Origin of the sequence: Sphingobium sp. S6, assembly GCF_905120495.1 — a bacterium.
Lineage (GTDB): Bacteria > Pseudomonadota > Alphaproteobacteria > Sphingomonadales > Sphingomonadaceae > Sphingobium > Sphingobium agri.
In genome coordinates this window covers 397,201-411,219 of sequence record NZ_CAJHOG010000001.1, presented here as the reverse complement: position 1 = coordinate 411,219, position 14,019 = coordinate 397,201, and the positions used below count along the sequence as shown (strand labels likewise).

The 14,019-nt window shown below is 63.2% G+C and carries 14 protein-coding genes; all 14 read right to left on the bottom strand.

The window, feature by feature from the left end; genetic code table 11:
• Positions 1-903 (bottom strand): S49 family peptidase, encoded by a 903-nt coding sequence (locus SPHS8_RS02140; protein ID WP_201513684.1) that lies wholly within the window; start codon positions 901-903, stop codon positions 1-3.
• A complete protein-coding gene (locus tag SPHS8_RS02135) occupies positions 900-2,228 on the bottom strand; it encodes a phage portal protein (RefSeq protein WP_201513683.1) in 1,329 nt (442 codons plus the stop codon). The genes SPHS8_RS02140 and SPHS8_RS02135 overlap by 4 nt, the downstream gene beginning before the upstream one ends.
• Positions 2,228-3,979: a terminase large subunit gene (locus SPHS8_RS02130; protein ID WP_236574931.1), complete on the bottom strand. Its 1,752-nt coding sequence runs from the start codon at positions 3,977-3,979 to the stop codon at positions 2,228-2,230. The genes SPHS8_RS02135 and SPHS8_RS02130 overlap by 1 nt, the downstream gene beginning before the upstream one ends.
• Positions 3,980-4,043: 64 nt before the next feature.
• Complete coding sequence (locus SPHS8_RS20310) at positions 4,044-4,514, bottom strand: hypothetical protein (RefSeq protein WP_236574930.1); 471 nt, start codon at positions 4,512-4,514, stop codon at positions 4,044-4,046.
• A gap of 51 nt (positions 4,515-4,565) precedes the next feature.
• The gene (locus SPHS8_RS02120; RefSeq protein ID WP_201513681.1) at positions 4,566-4,904 is read right to left on the bottom strand and encodes an HNH endonuclease signature motif containing protein; all 339 of its coding nucleotides are present in this window, start codon (positions 4,902-4,904) and stop codon (positions 4,566-4,568) included.
• 190 nt (positions 4,905-5,094) lie between these two features.
• Complete coding sequence (locus SPHS8_RS02115) at positions 5,095-5,538, bottom strand: hypothetical protein (protein ID WP_201513680.1); 444 nt, start codon at positions 5,536-5,538, stop codon at positions 5,095-5,097.
• Between the two features lie 257 nt (positions 5,539-5,795).
• A complete protein-coding gene (dnaG, locus tag SPHS8_RS02110) occupies positions 5,796-9,026 on the bottom strand; it encodes a DNA primase (RefSeq protein WP_201513679.1) in 3,231 nt (1,076 codons plus the stop codon).
• A gap of 76 nt (positions 9,027-9,102) precedes the next feature.
• The gene (locus SPHS8_RS02105) at positions 9,103-9,582 is read right to left on the bottom strand and encodes a hypothetical protein (protein ID WP_236574929.1); all 480 of its coding nucleotides are present in this window, start codon (positions 9,580-9,582) and stop codon (positions 9,103-9,105) included.
• A complete protein-coding gene (locus tag SPHS8_RS02100; protein ID WP_201513677.1) occupies positions 9,579-10,229 on the bottom strand; it encodes a hypothetical protein in 651 nt (216 codons plus the stop codon). Before SPHS8_RS02100 ends, SPHS8_RS02105 begins: the two co-directional genes overlap by 4 nt.
• A complete protein-coding gene (locus tag SPHS8_RS02095; RefSeq protein ID WP_201513676.1) occupies positions 10,226-10,492 on the bottom strand; it encodes a hypothetical protein in 267 nt (88 codons plus the stop codon). The genes SPHS8_RS02100 and SPHS8_RS02095 overlap by 4 nt, the downstream gene beginning before the upstream one ends.
• A 2-nt stretch (positions 10,493-10,494) precedes the next feature.
• Positions 10,495-11,625 carry a DNA polymerase III subunit beta gene (gene dnaN, locus SPHS8_RS02090; RefSeq protein ID WP_201513675.1) on the bottom strand — a complete coding sequence of 377 codons (1,131 nt, stop codon included), beginning with the start codon at positions 11,623-11,625 and terminating at the stop codon, positions 10,495-10,497.
• The gene (locus SPHS8_RS02085) at positions 11,622-11,780 is read right to left on the bottom strand and encodes a hypothetical protein (protein WP_201513674.1); all 159 of its coding nucleotides are present in this window, start codon (positions 11,778-11,780) and stop codon (positions 11,622-11,624) included. Before SPHS8_RS02085 ends, dnaN begins: the two co-directional genes overlap by 4 nt.
• Positions 11,781-11,784: 4 nt before the next feature.
• A complete protein-coding gene (locus SPHS8_RS02080) occupies positions 11,785-12,228 on the bottom strand; it encodes a hypothetical protein (RefSeq protein WP_201513673.1) in 444 nt (147 codons plus the stop codon).
• Positions 12,225-13,985: a ParB/RepB/Spo0J family partition protein gene (locus SPHS8_RS02075; protein ID WP_201513672.1), complete on the bottom strand. Its 1,761-nt coding sequence runs from the start codon at positions 13,983-13,985 to the stop codon at positions 12,225-12,227. The genes SPHS8_RS02080 and SPHS8_RS02075 overlap by 4 nt, the downstream gene beginning before the upstream one ends.
• Between the last annotated feature and the right edge of the window lie 34 nt (positions 13,986-14,019).

Genomic DNA, 14,019 nt, shown 5'->3' with positions numbered 1-14,019 from the left:
TTAGTTGAGAGCCAGAGCGCGTCGCTCGCGGTTCGGAGCCAGCTTGCGGCCTTGCGACTTGGGGGCGCCAACGCCGAAGCGCGCCAGCGTCTCTTTCATCGTACCGACGCGATCAGCCATTCCTTCGCGCACCGCCGCAGCGGAGCCGAGCATCCGCCCCTGACCAAAGCCGTTTCGAACGGCATCAGCCGTCGCGCCTCGCCCTTGGGCAACACGATCGACGAACATGCCGTAATATTCATCGAGTCGCCCCTGCATGTAGGCGCGCGTCTCATCGGAAAGCGGGCCAAGAATACCTTCCCCCTTGAACTTGCCCGCGCTCAGGATCTCGCGTGTGACGCCCTCCTTTTCGAGACGGGCGGAAATGTCGTCATAGGCGGTCCGCACGCCGATCGCGCCCACCGACGAACTGGGCGACATCACGATTTCGTCAGCTGATGCACCGATCCAGTAGCCGGCGCTGGCAAGGTTGCCGGTGACCTGCACCACGATCGGCTTGACGCCGCGCACTGCCGCGACAGCGGCCGAGGCTTCGTCCACCCCCAGAACATTGCCGCCGGGGGTGTCGGCGTCAACGATGATGGCCTTCACATCATCATTGCCCGCCAGCTGCTCCACCGCCTGGGCGAAGCCTTCGGCGGTAGTGCCACCGCCGGTCGAGCTATTCTGCACCATGGCAGCGCGGGGCGAGATGATCCCGCGCAGCGGAACAATGGCGACGGTGCCTTCACGCCGCGCAACAGCAGCGGCAGTCTGCGGCGAGATCCGCGCCTCGATTTCTTCGGCCGAGAATTTCCCGCCCTCAGCCTGCATGGCGAGCAGATCCACGATCGCCAGCAGCTTGTCGCCGTCCATTGCCCAATATTCTGAGGCGAACGCGGCGAGAATGTGCGGATACTTCATGGGGCAGGTTCCTCTACGACGGTGGCCGTCGGGGCCGGGTTTGGAGCAGGGGCGCCATTGATCGCGCGCTCCAGCGTCTGGACATTGTTCGAGACGAAGTTCACGTCGCCGTCGGCGCCGATGCCGTTCATGTCCTCCAAAGCGAGGATCTGGTTGATGGTCATGCCCAGCTCGAACATCGCCTTGTAGAATGCGGCACGGGCCTCCATGTCGCCTCGCAGCAGGGCGTTCATATTGAATTTGACGAACAGACCCTTGTTGCGCTCCTCTTCCGTGAAGAGCTTCCAATTATATTCCTGCTCGGTCGCCTCGACCCACGGCAGCACCGTCTGTCGTATAAAGCCCAGCATCAACTGCTCGATGCCGCTCCCCCAGCTGGTAGACTTTTCGTGGCTCTGGAGCATGACCAGCGGCACGTCATACATGCGCGCGATTTCCGCTATCTGGAACTCGCGCGTGCCGAGGAACTGGGCATCCTCGGGCGGGATGGTCGTCTGGATGAACTTCATCCCTTCTTCCAGCACCTTGACGCGGTGGGCATTGTCCAGGCCACCCTGAGCCTCGACGGCTGCCGCCGGATTCTCCGGCGCAGCTTTCCGCTCGCCCCCCGGTCCCCGAATATTCTGCCGAGCGTTGCTGCTCAGCCGCCCCGGATGCAGCAGAAAGCCGCCCGACTTCATGTCGTTGGCGAAGAACTTGCCGCCGAACTGCTCCAGCGCCTTCGCCATCCCCATCGCCTCGCGGGCAATCGCCACCTGCGAATAGCCGATATAGCCGTCGTGGCTCAGGTCCATGACGTGGGCGACATCAGCATGGTCTATGCGGAAGGTGCGGCCGTCGATGTTGGTGCGATACTCCAGCACCCCTTCGATGCGATGCGGGCGGGTCCGGTCAGGGAGCAGCGGCCAGAGGCCGACTGCCTGCCCCTTCTGATTCCGCTCGATCTCCTGATAGCCGTTGCCCCACAGCAGCGCATGGCCCTGTGTCGTTTTCCGCAGCGACCGCGACGACATATAATCGTTCGGGCGGATGCCCAGGCGCTGCGACATCGGATGCTCAGTCACGGCAGCCGAGCCGCCGCCGACGCGCTGCCGGATCTCCAGCGGAAAATTCGCGATCGGGTTGCCGATGCGGTTGAGGCAGGCATAAACCACCGGCAGGTAGAGCGCGCTATATTCCGACACCGCCGTTCCGGCGCTGGTCTTGCCGCCGCCCAGCATCCGAACGAACCAGCCATCGCTGCTTACGCTGTCGGACCCGCCATAGCGGCTGTCCATCCCTGCCGGCGCGGTCAGGGCCTGCCATGCATCACGCAACCTGCCCATCAGATTTCGTCGAGATCGATTTCGAGGATGCCGCGATCTTCATAGACCGAACTGACCATCTTTGCTTCCGGCGCGCTCTCCAGCAGCTTCGTGGCATTGAACCCGGCGATCAGCGGGTCAATTTTGGCCTTGCCGGCCGATTCTTTCGTAATCAGCACGGCGTTTCCTTTCTGCTCTGCCTTCGCGTTGCCCACGCACCACGCCATCAGCGGCGATCCGTCATGGACGATCATGTTCATCTTGAGCTTCCGCTCCATCGACCAGACGGCCGACGAAAGCCGAAAGCCTTGGCTCACCGCGACCACCTGCGGGTGGACCAGTCCAATGTCAGCTAGCGCGTCGACCAAGGCACCGACGCCCTGTGGGTCGAGGCCGATCGCGCCCTTGTCCGGCAGCAGCTCGCTATCCTGCACCTGAGCGATGATCGCCACGACCTCGGCAACATCCTGCTCGATCATGACAGGAGCCGCATCAGGCTCCTGCTCACTAGGCTCCGCCCATTCCTCCATCGCAGGGGCGCCATTGTGCCCGCACAGGATCAAGTCACCGTCGGCGATGAACCCCTTCAGCGTCGGCGCCTCGGATTTTCGCCGCTTCAGCACTTCCGGCCACGCCCAGGCACGAAACCAGTATAACCACCGTTTTGTGTCGCGCTCACGCCCCGCGACACACAGTCCGAAAAGATCGTCCAGGCCGCCGCCGTCGATGCCCACCACAACAACCTCGCAGCGTTCGAGCAGCGATTCCAGCGTCAGCGTTCGGTCCCCGGCAGCCTGCCAGTTATTGGCGCCGCGCCAGCGGTCCCGCCGCAGTTTCAGCCCGATCTCGACGTTTAGGTATTTGGCCAGGACGACCTGCAAGGTCTCCTTTTCGCCATCTTCATCGACCTCATCGTCACCCGCAGCCGCCCTGCGCAACTTCTTCTGAATGAAATCCTTGGAAACGGAACGGTCTATACTTGGGTTCGTGACGTAGAAGTTCTCAGGCTTCATGTAAGCCTGTCCCTCAAGCATAGCTTCTGGCCACTCAAAGAGCATCCCGAAGCTATGCGGATCATCAATCAGGCCGTCACGAACGTCACGGAAATATTCCAGCTTCTCTTTGAAGACGCCTGTTGGCGGCTCGTTACTATGGGTGGTCAGGTAAATGACGAACCCTTCGGGGCGTGACGCAAGGCCGCCCGTGGCTTCCTCCAGCATGTCGCCCGCATTGGAGCGTTTGCCGAAGATCCACAGCTCATCGACCAGCACGAAACCGGCCTGCGAGCCGCCGACCGTGTTGGTGTCAGCCGCGATCACCTTCAGCTCCGCGCCGGTCACCCGATGCCGGATCAGCCGCTCGTGCGCGACCACCTGTAGCAGATCCTGAAGAACAGGATCAGCGCGGACCATCGCGGCCGCAGGCTTGAAACTATTGCCCGCCACCTTCTGCGTTGGCGCGAGAATGCTGAGTTCCGCCATTTCGCGCCAGTTGCGAAGCAGCGCCGTCAGCATGATGCCCGCTGCGATCGTAGACTTCCCATTCTTCTTGCTGATCAGCAGCAAGAATTCAGAAATCAGCCGTTGGCCGCGCTTGGCATCATAGGCGCCGAAGATCGCGGCCACGAAATCGAAAACGAACTGGTCGCAGGCTTCACCAAACGTCGCCCAGCCAGGTCGCCCGTCTGTGCGCGGCACCCCGACCATGCGCAGGGACTTGAACACTTCCAGCGCGGCTTCCGCCTCATCTGGGAAGAGCGGTGCGAACGGCACCAGTGAGCGCCGCTCAACAATCCGCTGTTCCCAGTCTGGACAGGCCGTCGACCACCGCATCGGGTTAGTTCATCTGCCCCGGCGGCGGCGGAGGCTCGTAAAGTCCGCGCACCTGACCAGCGGCCTGCGCTGCCGCTTCCTTCTTCCCCAGCTTCTCCGGCTTCGCGGTCGGCGCCGGAGCCATCGCACGCAACTGATCGCGTTGCCGCATCTTGTCGAGCTGCTTCAGCAATTCCTTCTCGGCGGCGACATTGCCCTCTGCCGCCAGCCCATTGAGCCGCGCCAGCTGGGTCATTTCCATGCGCAGCTGCGCGGCGTCCCGTTTGGCAACCTCGGAAAAATAATGTTTGCGCAGCGTGGGGACCGAGACCCCAATTGCGGTTGCCGCCTGTTTGACGCTCAGGCCGCGTGCAAACGCGAGAAGCACCTTGTTTGAGTTTTCAATGCTCCACTCATGCTCAGGCCGCCCACGGCCTTCCTGCCGCGTGACAATCGGATCACCGAACAGATCAGTGCCCGAAAATTCCTGCGCCACGAAAAAAAATCTCCGAATGGGACTAGTGGCGGTAATAGGGCCGCCAGACCCCTAGACTTTCGACCCACCCCCCCATGTCCGACCCTGCGCTCTCGCCGCCCGCGCCGCCGCCGTCTTCTGCTGGTGGTGGGTGAAGCAGAGCAGCTCGACGTTGCTCGCGTCGAGATCCGCGCCGCCATCCTTCCGCTCGACGATGTGATCAGCGATGATCCGATGGGTAGGCGTCGGGCACCCTGCCCGCTCGCAGCGGCTGCCGCGCTCGCGCTTGATGTCCGCAACCAGCCCGCGCCACTCCGGCGAAGAGTAGAACCCTTCAGCCACCTTGGGCGCGGCCTTCACCTTCGCAGGCATCCCGCCGAGGCGAGAGCCCAAAGCCTTCAGCCTACCCATCAGCATGCCCACAAATGACAACGCCCAGCGCGGCAAGGGACCGGCTGAGCGTCGTCGAGTTAAGGAGAGGATCGTCCAGCTGGCCCCGCACATACGTCCGCCACCAGCGTAGCCATTTGCTACCTCATTTCGCTGAAAAGGCGGACAAACTTTATTTGCAGGACGCAACATTCTACCCCTTGCGCCGTCTCTATGCGCGGATTTCTGCGGCGTTCAGCGCATTGCAAATGCAGGTGATGGCGCGCCCATATCGCTTGCGAAGGCCATCCGCGCCCATCGTCAGGCCCATTGGCTTGAGCAGCGCACGGTAAGGCACGACCTTGCGCCCTGCCGCCAGCGCCATGATCGCCAGTACAACCAGCTTCCGATCACGCTCTGGCGCATGCGCCAACCAGGCCGACGCCTCATCCATCCGCGCCAGCTGCTCGCGCGACAGGGGGATGCGCGGCACCGGCTTATCCTCATGCGCTGCCCAATCCCACCAATCCCGCACGATCAGGTGCCACGGCCCATCCGAAGCGAACGCCCAGCGCCCGCCTTCGATGCGCCATTGAAACTGCATCGCCTCCACTAGCCGCGCTTCGACCTCCCCGAATGACCAGTATAGCGACCCTTCCACCACCGGAACCGTCATGCTCCAACCCTTCCGCTACTCAACTCTATGAAAACCTTATTTCAATTCTTGTATTTGGAAGCTTTGGAAGGATTGGAATGATTATTGAATATTTTCATCACGCATGCGCCCGCGCACCCGCGCATATGTGAAGGAAACATGTCGCCCATCCTTCCAACCCTTCCAATGGCGCAGAAATCCGCGCTTTCTTCCTTCCAATGTAGCTTCCGCCACCCTTCCAATCCGGAAGCATTTCGATCTTTCGCGCACCGCCGCGATCAGAAGTCGGGCACGTAATCGTCGCTGTAGGGCGGAGGCGCGTCGCCAGGCGGTGGCTCGGCCGACTGCTCCCCGTCGGGCAGCATCGGCACGTCCTGCCGCACCTTGCCATTGTCATCCACGAAGTCGGACGCCTCTCGCACCAGCTTCATGCCCAGCCATTGCATCCCGTCGCTGGCCTTCTTCTGAAAGCCCTTGTCGAGCATGGCCTTGCTAAAGCCCTTCTGCGTCCACTCACGCTCGCCTGCCGCCTTGCACCAGGCCACAAACACTTCGTAGAGCCGGGACGACTGGATGCGCCCTTGCGGATCCGCGACCGTGCAGAGCTTCAGGAAGCGCGCCAGCGGGTCGCTATCCTCACGATACTGCGCCGTCGCCTCCCGCACCGCCTCCGGTTCCACCAAGCCGTTGTCCAGCCAGTCCAGCAGGCCGCGCACCATATGATTGAGCACGCCCGCAGCCTCCGCCCGCAGCTTGGCGGGCAGCTGCTCATCGCGATCCTGCTCCTGCACATGGGCGTTCCACGGCACCAGCTTCATGCGGCGCCAGATGCCTTCGTCGGTACCGGGAATATCCGGCTTGTAGTTACCGCCGATCGTCAGCTTGAATAGCGGCATAAGGTCGAAGAATCCGCGATGCAGCGCACGAACCGCCATAGGCTCGCCACCTGTCGCGGCCTTGATCAGCGCCTCATTCAGCTTGGCTCCGCGCTCTGGCTCGGACGCACGCAACATGCGCACGCCGCCAAGTCGGGCGAGATCCGGCGACGCCTGCTCCCCTCGCTTCTTGATCCCCTGGTCGAGAAATGTTTCGATCCCGATCGTGCCCGAATAGTCGCCCAGCACATGGGCCCACAGGTCAATCGTCACGGACTTGCCGTTGCCGCCCAGGCCGTACCAGAATTGCAGCTTTTGCTCTGATATGTCGCCGCTGGCGCTGTAGCCCGCCCATTGATGCAGGTAACGCCGCATCTCCGGATCAGGCTGCGCCCAGGCGAGGAAGCCGTCATAGGTCGCGGCATGCGCTTCCGGATCATAGGTGACCGGCGCAAGCTTGGTGTTCAGATCCTCGCGACGATGCGGCTCAAGCTTGACCGCCGATCCATTTTCTTTGTCGCGCGTGAAGCGCAGCGTGCCGTTCAGCACATTGATGGCGAGCGGATCTCGATCGAAGTCCTCGATCGGCGCTGTCACCCACCGTTTAGCGAGGCCGGCTATGCATCCGATCCGGCCCGACCCTTCCGACGCCCTGCCCCATTTGCCGATCAGCTCAGACAGGATGACCGGGCCGCTCTTCCAATCGGTTATCCGGTTCATTGAGCCGCGACGTCGCCCGCTGTCCCGATGATAGTGCCACTGCGTCACCAACATGATCGGCGGCTTTTCATCCTCAGGTAGCGGCTCATCCGGCTCGACAAAGCCCGTCGACGCCACGAATTCCGCCTCCCGCTGGATAGATCGAACCGTGTCGAAGACGGCCGCCTGCACTTCCGCTGGCAGCGTATCCTTGTCCTGGTCGAGCACCTTCCACCGGCGCCCGTCCCAACCCAACCAGCCCTTGGCCGTGGTGAAGCGGAAGCTACTGCCGTAGCGCGCATTGAACCGCTCGGCATTGCCCAGATCGGTGCGCTGGAATCCGGCGCATCGCATGTCGAGCAGCATGGGCGCGATATCGAACCCTCTGGCGACCCCGGCGGCGAAGCTGCGCTCGATATCGTCGGCCGAGACATCAACGACGCCTTCGGACACTTCCTCAATCGCGTCGTCGGCCGCGTCCTGGTCGAGCAGGCCAGCGCCGACGCGGCGACCCATGCCCCAGGCGAACAGCGTAACGCCATCCTTCGTCCGATCGGCCGCGTCGATCATCGCGGGCAAACGCTTTTCCGCCACCGCCTTCAGCCGGTCCTGCACCTCCGCCGTCTGGTCGGAGAATTTCGCCTCCATGGTTCCAACCGGAAGCTTTTCATTCTCGACGACCCACCGGGGGGCCGGGGGGAACTCGGCATTGAAGAGGCTGCGCCAATAGGCCTGGTACTGCGCCCGGGTTTCCTCATGGCCTACCGTCGCCGCGAGATCGGCCAGTTGCTGCCAGATCGCCGCCCTCCCTTCCGGCGTTTCCCGATCGCCCGCCGCCAGCACCGCCCTCCAGACATAGCTGGACAGCGACAGGCCATCATTGATCAGTTCGTCGATCGCTGCCCGGCCGCATTCCCGCACCAGGCTGTCAGGATCGTAACCGTCCGGAAGGGTGGCGATCTTCAGCGACCGTCCGGGCCCAGCCATGGGGAGCGCACGGACGCAGGCGCGCGCCGCTGCCTTCCGCCCTGCTTCGTCGCCATCCATCAGCAGCACCGGGCATTCCGTTACACGCCACGCGCGCTCCAGCTGCTCGGGCGTGATGGCGGTACCCATGGGCGCCACGGCTTCACTGATTCCGGCCTGGTCGAGCGCGATCACGTCGAAATAGCCTTCTACGACGATCAGGCGACGCGCCGATCGCGCGGCCGGTGCCGCCCGGTGCAGGTTGAACAGCACGCGGCCCTTGTCGAAATGCTCGGACTGGTCGCTGTTCAGATATTTGGGCTGCACTTCGCCAAAAGCGCGGCCACCAAAGCCGATCGCCCGGCCTCGCGCATCATGGATCGGAACCATGATGCGGTGCCGGAAGCGATCGCGCCGCTTGCCCTGGTCATCCTCAACGATCAGCCCGGCCGCCATCAGCTGGTCGGTGGCGATGCCGATCGCCGAGATCCCGCCGCGCGCCGGAGCGAAGCCGAGGCTAAAGCGCGCGATCGCCGCGTCATCGACGCCGCGCGCCGCCAAGGCCTCCATCGCGACACCGGTGGGCTCCAGCTGCTGCGCATACCACTCAGCCGCTTCGCCCAGCACCTGGCCGACATGCTCTACCCGCCGCGCACGCTCCGCCTCTTCGGCCGATCGCGCGGGCATCTCCATGCCAGCCGCCGCCGCCAGCTGCTTGACGGCATCCATGAAGTCCATGCCCTCATGGTCGGTCAGCCAGCGCAGCGCGTCGCCATGGGCGCCACAGCCGAAGCAGTGGTAAAATTCCTTGTCGTCATTGACGGTGAAGCTGGGCGTCTTTTCGCTATGGAACGGGCAGCAGCCTTTATGTTCCTTGCCCTTCTTGTCGAGCTTCACCTTCTGCCCGATCAGGGCGGACAGCGATGTGCGGGCGCGGATTTCGTCCAGGAACGCAGTTGAAAGAGACACAGAAACCCACCCCGAAAATCAGGTCAAACACACACATCGATGTCGCGAAGGTCGCGGCCGTCAGGACGGCGGCGCGCTACTCCCCGTCATGTTCGATCGCCATCGCCGCGAGATCAGCGCGATCGCCGCTCAGGAACATCCACGGATGCGCATCAACGGCCTCCGCGATCAGCGCAGGGGACAAATGGAAGGCGAGCGCTGCGGCGCCCACCGTCTGATCGATCCACGCTTCATCCTGCAGCCCGGCCCATACCTGCACCGCCTGCCCCAGCGTGCCGACCACGGTCAGATCGAAGCCCATGCAATCGCTGGCCAGTTCGATCGGCAGGTTGAACACCCGTGCGACGATCTCCGGCGTTGGATCAACCGGCTGCGTCAGCGACCACCGCGCGATCGCCTGGCCGACCAGCCACCGGCCCGGCAGGCCTGACCCGTCGCTATCTCCGCCTTCCTCATCCTGCTCCGGATTTTCTTCGTCCACTTCGGTGACGTTCCAGCTATCGGTTTCCCGGCCCCAGCGCGTCACCCACGGCTGCTTTGCATCCGTGTCCATCATCCCTCTCCCAACAGGTCCGGCGCGCGAAACGGCGTCAGAACATCATAAATGCAGTGGCGGTCGATCGCGTCGTCATCCCAGACCGTCCAGATCACCTCCATCGTCGGTGCCCCCTTCGCCATGAAATCAGGCCGCCAGTTCAGCGCCCAGATCCGCTGTGGCTGCCGCTGTCGCCAGAGCCCGGTGCGCGCCTGCGCATGCCAGAATGTGGATTTCAGCAGCATCGCGACATAGGTGCAGCGCAGATCGACCAGCAGGTGCCGGATCATCTCTTCGGCCAGCGCGAAGGGCGGATTGGTCACCACCACGTTGGACGCCGCGTCACGGCAAAGCAGCAGATCCTGCTGCGCGACCTGGTTGGCAGGATCCGCGACCAGATCGCTCGAGACTGTAGCGAACCCTGCCGCCTGCAGTTCCCGCGCGATCGCACCACCCCGGCCGCACGGCTCCCATATGCGGTCGCCATCCTCGCACCAGCCGGTAAGCGCGTCGCGCTCGGCCGCGATGAACGCGCGCGTAACGCTGGCGGGCGTCGGGTAATAGTCGTTCCCCTGCCGATCGACCTTGGCGCCGCCGCCCGTCATCATGCGGCCAAGGCCTTGAGGAGCAGGCGCAGCGATCACCGGTTCAGGGAACATGTCTGTCACTGGTCGATCTCCGGAGCATGCTCATCGTTGAAATCGTCGATGCAGCCCACGCCGGTCCTCTCATAGTGTGACCAGCATATGTTCAAGCGATCAGATCCGCCACGCGCGACCGGTGCCAATACATAGAAGGCCTCACCCGGATTGCGGCGAGCGAGCCGTTCGGCTTCAGCACGCGCCGAATGGTAGGTCTCATGCTCGAACACGGGCTTTCGGCCGCGCCGATTCCAGACAAGCCAGAAGGGAGGAGCAACATCATCCGCCATCGTCAGACCCTCAGCGGCATAAGGACATATAGGCGCGCGGCATCATCGCTGGTCTGCCAGAGCGATGGCGCAGCGGCATCAGCCAGCTTCACCCGCGCCCGCTCATTCCCGGAATCGGTGCCCTTCAAATGCTTCAGCACGTCCAGCAGATAGCTGCCGTTGAACCCGATGCGCAGCGGCTCGCCCTCATATTCGCAGGGCACTTCCTCGCTCGCCGTGCCGTTCTCGGGGCTGGTGACCTCCAGCGTGACGGCCTGCGCGGCGAAGTTGAAGGCGATCGCCTTTGTCTTGTCGCTGCTGATCGTCAGCACCCGCTCCACCGCTTCGGCGAGTGGGCTTGGCTCAAACCAGCAGTCCAGCCGGTTGTCCGTGGGAATGACGCGGGTGTAATCCGGGAATGTCCCCTCGATCAGCTTGCCCGTCAGCACCGTCTTGCCGACCTCGAAGCGGAACTTGGTTGTGCTGACCGCCACGCCGACCGTACCGCCCTCTTCGTCCAGCAGCTGGGCGAGCGCAGCAACGGCCTTCCGGGGAACGATGATGTCGGGCATGCCATCCGCGCCATCGGCGACGCCGCAATGGAAGCGCGCCAAGCGATGCCCATCTGTCGCGGCCGCGAACTGGCATTCCGACCCGTTCGGCACATGGAGGAAGATACCGCCCAGATAATAGCGGACCTCTTCGGTCGAGATGGCGAAGCGCACGCTCTCGATCATCTGCACCAGCTGCGTTCCGTCCTGCTCCCACTCCGCGTCCCAATCACGGGCGGCCAGGACCGGGAAATCATCGGCAGGCAGTGTCGGCAGCTTGAAGCGGGCACGGCCGCACTTGATCGTGATGCCGGTGTTGCCGTCGGCCTCGATCTTGGCGACGCCTTCCGCAGGCAGCTTGCCCGCGATCGACGCCAGCAGGGACGCATCGACGCAGAAGTTCATGGCTGTGTTCGCGCCCGCATCCTCCAGATCGACGGTCTTTTCGACCATGATTTCCAAGTCGGTGCCGGTCAGGAACATCTGCCCGGGCGTCGATCGCACCAGCACGGTCGCGCAGATTGGCACCGTCGTGCGCTTTTCGACCACGGCATTGACCGCCTTCAGCGCAGCCCGCAAAACCTTCACATTGACATTGATCATGCCGGCCGATCCTTCCGGTAGAATACGATTTCCACGAGGAAGGAGCCCCACTCGATCATGAGGCCGCGTCCCTCGAACCATTCAGGGTTTTCATCTGCATCGATGCCGGATGCGGCATGATCGACGATCGCGAAGCGCGGGAGGAAACGGCCCACACTCTCAATCCTCGACGGCGAGCATCGGCTCGCTGGCTTTGAAAGCGGCCAAAGGAGGCTTGCCCTTTTCCAGCGGCTGCAGATCCGCCGCCGTCGCAAAGGGGGGAAACTCCAATGCGAACAGCCCCTCCGCGCTCGCTTCGTTGATGGTCAGCACATAGCCTCCATCTTTTCCTCTCTTGGCGCGGAAGCAATCGGCGGCATTGTCTACGCTCAGCGCTACATGCCCAGCGAACTTGCCCCCCCCCAGCGACAATCGAAGTCCGGCCTGGTCGCCGACCATGCACAGCGCTTTCGCCAACTGGGGACCGATCGCGACCTTGATGTAGCGCACGGTTTTCCCCAGCCGCGAACTCAGCTTGCGAGCGGCAACACTCACGCCCATCGGGGGCACCTTCGCCGCAGACGGCGCCGCAGGCTTCACATTGCTGATAGGCTCCCAGCTCACGCCGCTTCCTCCTCTACTTCAGGGACATTTTCGCCATGGGGGTTCTCCGCCCAGGCCTCGATCGAGGGCCACGTCAGGCCGATGCTTTCTGCATGCTCCAGCAGTTCCTCCAGATCGTCATAGAGGCTGCATTCTTCGGCGGCGGGCGTCTCTTCCTGCTCATCCGCATATGCACCGCTGGCCCAACGAAAGTGGGCCATTCCATCGACGTGGATAACGGCGGGCGCGGGATCCATCCCCAGCACTTCGGCCCGGCGCGCCTCGACCGCAGCGGCAGCGTCCGCCGCCGCCTTTTCTTCAGCTTCACGACGGGCAACTTCTTCCGCTTCCTGCCGATCAAACTCCGCTTCGGCAGCGCCCAATTTCGCGTCGATCTCTTCCGACGTCACCAGCACATCGACGATCACGGGGTAGCATTTGCCGATGCCATCCACTGCGCGCGCGTGCCAGAGATCGGGGCGCATGGACCGCCAGAAGTGCCGACCCTCGACCTTCTCATCGCGGATTTCCTTTGCCGCCAGGAACGCGGCGACCTTGCGGACCTCCTGGGCGCGCCTGCGGGCGGCGATCTGCTCAGGCGTTTCCTGCTGACGATCGCTGCCGACGGGCGGCAGCACTTCTGCATGCCGATCGGCGGGAACGTAGAATTGCTCCTCCATCGCCAGCACGCCGTCATTGTTGACGCTGGCGATGCGCACGATATCCAGCCCTAACTGCGCCGCTTTCTCGCGCAGCTGGGCATAGGTCGGCTCCGATCGATAGCCCTTGTCCACCAGCTTGTAGCCCTTAGGCGCTTTGGGCGGAGCGCTGCGGCGGATGCCGCCCGGTATCAGGACATCGACGGTGCCGGGATAAACATCCTTCGCCTCTGAGAGCAGGCGGACCTGATGAAATGCCGCCCGATCCTTCGCGATCGAGAGGATGATGCTGGCATCTGTGATCTTCCTGCCGCCCCAACGATCGGCCTCGCCGAACAGGTCGTCCTCATATCCGCCACCCTTTTTCTCATAATCTTCAGCGCCGACGAAAAGGAACAGGGCGTCCTTCGTGGTCATCTGGGCATTATGGTAGGCGAGCCCGATCGAGTGCGGATCATGCGGCTTCCAGTTGCTCTTCGCTTGGGCGTTGAACACCTTCAGCTGCAGTTTCTGGTCCTGCGCCTGCGCATAGGCCATTGCCGCGTCGATCGTCAGCTTGCCCTCACGCATAGCGTCAAGAATCTGGGGAGCGAGGCTCCCCAGCCGCAGCCGCTGCTTCACATATCGTTCCGAAAAGCCGAACCGCTTGGCGATATCGGCAGGGGACATCGTGCCCGGCCGCATCAGTTCCTGGAACGCCGCGAACTCATCGGCCGGGTTCATGTCCCGCCGCGCCAGATTTTCCGATAACGACAGTTCGATCGCCTCGGCCTGATCGCGGATCAGCACCGACACTTCGTAAGCGTCATCGATCGACCCGCGCTCGCGCAGCAGCTGCAGCGCCTGCAGGCGACGCCCACCGCCGATGATGTAAACCGCCGCCGCGTCGATATCGGTGTCGCCGACATATCCGATCAGCGACTGGAGCAGCCCGTGCGCCGCGATATCGTCGGCCAGGCTCTCTACATCGGCCGCCTTGTCGGTGTGACGCACGTTTTCCGGCGCACGGACAAGGCGGCCTAGCGGCACCGGCTGAATGGACATGGGTGCAACGATGATCCCGGCATCGGCAATTTGGTCGGGTGCCGCCTTTGCTGTCGCTTTCTTCGCTCTTGGCATGGAACGTCCTTCTCTCTTGGCGTGCCGGTTCCGG

Coding starts and splice junctions, on each gene's coding strand:
- SPHS8_RS02140 (WP_201513684.1), bottom strand. CDS start 903: ATGAAGTATCCGCACATTCTCGCCGCGTTCGCCTCAGAATATTGGGCA.
- SPHS8_RS02135 (WP_201513683.1), bottom strand. CDS start 2,228: ATGGGCAGGTTGCGTGATGCATGGCAGGCCCTGACCGCGCCGGCAGGG.
- SPHS8_RS02120 (WP_201513681.1), bottom strand. CDS start 4,904: ATGGGTAGGCTGAAGGCTTTGGGCTCTCGCCTCGGCGGGATGCCTGCG.
- SPHS8_RS02115 (WP_201513680.1), bottom strand. CDS start 5,538: ATGACGGTTCCGGTGGTGGAAGGGTCGCTATACTGGTCATTCGGGGAG.
- SPHS8_RS02105 (WP_236574929.1), bottom strand. CDS start 9,582: ATGATGGACACGGATGCAAAGCAGCCGTGGGTGACGCGCTGGGGCCGG.
- SPHS8_RS02095 (WP_201513676.1), bottom strand. CDS start 10,492: ATGGCGGATGATGTTGCTCCTCCCTTCTGGCTTGTCTGGAATCGGCGC.
- dnaN (WP_201513675.1), bottom strand. CDS start 11,625: ATGATCAATGTCAATGTGAAGGTTTTGCGGGCTGCGCTGAAGGCGGTC.
- SPHS8_RS02075 (WP_201513672.1), bottom strand. CDS start 13,985: ATGCCAAGAGCGAAGAAAGCGACAGCAAAGGCGGCACCCGACCAAATT.